This is a genomic window from Bradyrhizobium sp., from assembly GCF_019244115.1.
Classification (GTDB): Bacteria; Pseudomonadota; Alphaproteobacteria; order Rhizobiales; family Xanthobacteraceae; genus Bradyrhizobium.
This window is the reverse complement of the sequence record NZ_JAFATE010000897.1, coordinates 1-3130: the sequence shown is the minus strand read 5'-3', so window position 1 is coordinate 3130 and position 3130 is coordinate 1. Positions and strand designations below refer to the sequence as shown.

The window sequence follows — 3130 nt, the reverse complement described above, 5'->3', positions numbered from 1 at the left end:
AATGGAACAAACGACTATAACGGCCTGTTGGTGAGACCCTTGAACGAGGCGGCGCGGAGCAGGCCATCGGCGGTGATGTCGCGGTATTCCACTTCGGCCTGGAATTTCGGCTCTACCCATGTGGCCTTCGCGTCCCGGATTGGCTTGGTAAGCTTCGACGTGGGGGTCACCACTGTATCAAGCTTCTTGCGGATCTGGCTGGACACGGTCCGTGACCAGCCTGTTCCTACCTTCCCCGAGTAGACTATGTCTTTTCCTTCCTGCCTGCCGAGATGGAGGGCGGCTACGCCGGTTGCGTCCTTCACAAAGCCGATCACCGGGAAGTTGCCGCGCTGGAGGCACTTCACCTTGACCCAGGCGTCGCTTCGCTCCGACCGGTAGGGCGCTTCTGCGTTCTTGGAAATGATGCCTTCGAACTTTTGCTTGCAAGCGTGGGCGAGCATCTTGTTGCCGTCCGTCCGCAGATGCTCGCTGTAGATGATTGGGCTTTCCAGGCCGGTTTCGTCGAAGAGCATCTTGAGGATGCGTTTGCGCTCAGTCAACGGCGCCTTTCTCAGATCGAAGCCCTCCAGGTATAGGAGGTCGAAGGCGTAGAACAGCAGGCTGTCCTGGTTGCCTTTGGCGAGTTCGGCCTGCAACTCCGAAAAGCTGGTGCGGCTGTCTTTGACGACGACGATCTCGCCATCGAGGATTGCCCGCTCAACTGGGATGTCGAAGGCGCCAGCGATCACCGAAAACCTTTTCGTCCAATCCAGGCCAGAACGGGTGAAGATGGCCCGACGCTGCTTGTTGACGTGCAACTGGACACGGTAGCCGTCGTACTTGATCTCGTGGACCCATTGGTCGCCCGAAGGCGCCTTGGAGCGAGAGGCCGCGAGCTGGGGCGGGATGAATCCGGGCATTTCCGAGGGTTTGGAGCCTTGGATCATTCGTGCGGAAAAACGTGTCTGCGTGCGCTTGCCCACTCAAAAACTCTTGAAAATCCCGCTGCTGCAGGAGCACTTTACTGGTATCACGCAAGAGAAATGCCTCACAGGAGTACTTTGGGACCTGCGCTGCGGCACAGCTTGCCCCTGCGGGCAACTTCCGATCTACCTGCAGGACCGGAAGTCATCGACGTGGCTGCGTCATCGTCGAGACGTCGGGCTGCTGCCTACCGCTGCGACGCGAGCCGGTTCGAGGGTGCCCGCCTGCAATGCCGCGCGCCTCTCGTCGATGGCGTGATTGAACAGTTCGAGCACCAGGCCAAAGGCCGCCAGTTCCTCTTCCTCGATGGCGCCGTCGTCGTAGCATTCAAGCGTGTCACCGATGATGGCGTCGACCTCGCGCTGCATCGCCAGCAGTTCCTGGTTGGATTCCGCGCTACGCACTCTGGAAACCATGGCCAGGATTCGATTGCGATGGCTGGTATTTTCTTCCCGTTCGTCCCGATTGAAATAGTGACGCAACCAGGCTCCGGTGGACCCGATCCCGGAGAGAAGCAGGAGCGCAAACCAGAAGTAATCGCCATATTTGTCGAGGAAGGTGCGTTCGGTGCCATCGATGACTGCTGCCGCCCCGCGGTGCACCGGCAGCTCGGCGTCTTTCTCCGTGTCCGGCTTGGTGATGTGCGCAGCACCAGGCACTTGCCTGGCAATCGCCTGACGGAGGGCGAATAGCTGCCTGTAAAATGCCGCTGCCGTTGTTTCAGACAAAGCCTTCCGTGCCACGATCAGGTGGCTGACGCTGACCGTCTCAACCTTGTCATCCGGCCAGGCCGGATCTGCATTGAAGACGCTGGGTGGAATTTCCTCGGATTCGTAACGCGGGGACTTCAGGGCGATGGCTTCGGATGCATCGATGGCAAGAAACTTCGGCTCGCCCCGCGCCCGGGCCGTCGCGGCGATGGCGTCGGACGTGATTTTGCTGTCGAGCGGGCCGACCGCCATGAATGCATCGAGGGTGGGGTCACGCGCCAACTCGTCGATTTGCGACGTACCAAAGTTCGTAACTGCGACCTTGTCCGCCTGCACGCCGGCGGCACTCAGGATGACCCGTAGCAACGCTGCGTTCGCCGCCGTCCGGCCGATGATGCCGACCTTGCGCCCTGCCAGATCGGCGATTTCCTTGATTTTCGCGGTGGGCTTTCCTCTGGAGCTCTTGCCCGCAGGTCGGGAAGGCGCCCACAGCACAACGAAGTTCTTGCGCACGATGGCGATCGTCTGCGCGTCGGCCGGCATCTCCAGATCGGCACGACCGACCGCAAGGTCGACCTTGCCAGCACCGAGTAGAGCGAGGGCTTCGACCGCCCCGTCAGCCGTGATCGGAGACAGCCTGACCGTCCTGCTTTCGCTGGCGAAAGCCTCGGCCATCGCCTCAATCACTTTGTGATCGTCGCTTCCGGGCGGTCCGACGGCAATCCGGAGAGTTACCGGTTGCAACGCATAGTACAGTGCGCCCGCGGCGGCGCCGAAAACAAGAAATCCAACAGCCAGGACCAGCAGTAAGGAATTACTCCTTCTCCGCCGTCTGCGAACTGCGTCACTGGTTTCATTCGCACCATCAGCCGAGGACATCGCCGCTGCCAGTTGGAGATCAAAGCTGTTTCCTGCTTTGCAGGAATACCACGTTTCTTCCAAGGACAACGTCGGAGCAGCGGCCTGGGTTCAAGAGCCTGTTACCACCCGGCGGCCCGCGCTGGTGCAAGATCCGCCCGATCGCGCCCGCGAGACGTGAGGACGCTTCGCCTCTCCCCGCGCTGCCACTTTGTCGACGCGCCAGAGAACTCGCCAAATCCACTGCCTGCAAGCTGACATGCTTGAGCGAGAGGCCATTCGGTGCCAGATAAACGAAGGCCTGGACTGCACGGAAACCGACACCGATTGCCAATCGGGCGGGGCGCCCGAGTCGGTGAATCATGAGTTAATTTTCCGGCAAATTTCGCCGCTCGCCGCCCCCGCGACTCGGTCTAAGACGTCTTCGTCGCACGAAAAAAGCGGGTGCACACAGATGCCAAATGCAAATGACGTCACCAGCAACGAGATGCTTTGGAGGCGCGTCCTGTCCCTGCTCGTCGTGAGTGCCAGCGCGCTGGGCGGAACCGCCGTCTTGCTGATGCAGGCGTTGCCACCAATACTTCACGGATTCCCAT

General features: G+C 60.6%; 2 protein-coding genes. Both read right to left on the bottom strand.

Going from position 1 to position 3130, the window contains the following annotated elements; genetic code table 11:
- Positions 1-14: 14 nt before the first annotated feature.
- Positions 15-965, bottom strand: coding sequence for a non-homologous end-joining DNA ligase (ligD, locus tag JOZ76_RS37400; RefSeq protein WP_291706385.1), 951 nt, complete (start codon positions 963-965; stop codon positions 15-17).
- 162 nt (positions 966-1127) lie between these two features.
- Positions 1128-2555, bottom strand: coding sequence for a TAXI family TRAP transporter solute-binding subunit (locus JOZ76_RS37395; RefSeq protein WP_291706386.1), 1428 nt, complete (start codon positions 2553-2555; stop codon positions 1128-1130).
- Between the last annotated feature and the right edge of the window lie 575 nt (positions 2556-3130).

Coding starts and splice junctions, on each gene's coding strand:
- JOZ76_RS37395 (WP_291706386.1), bottom strand. CDS start 2,555: ATGTCCTCGGCTGATGGTGCGAATGAAACCAGTGACGCAGTTCGCAGA.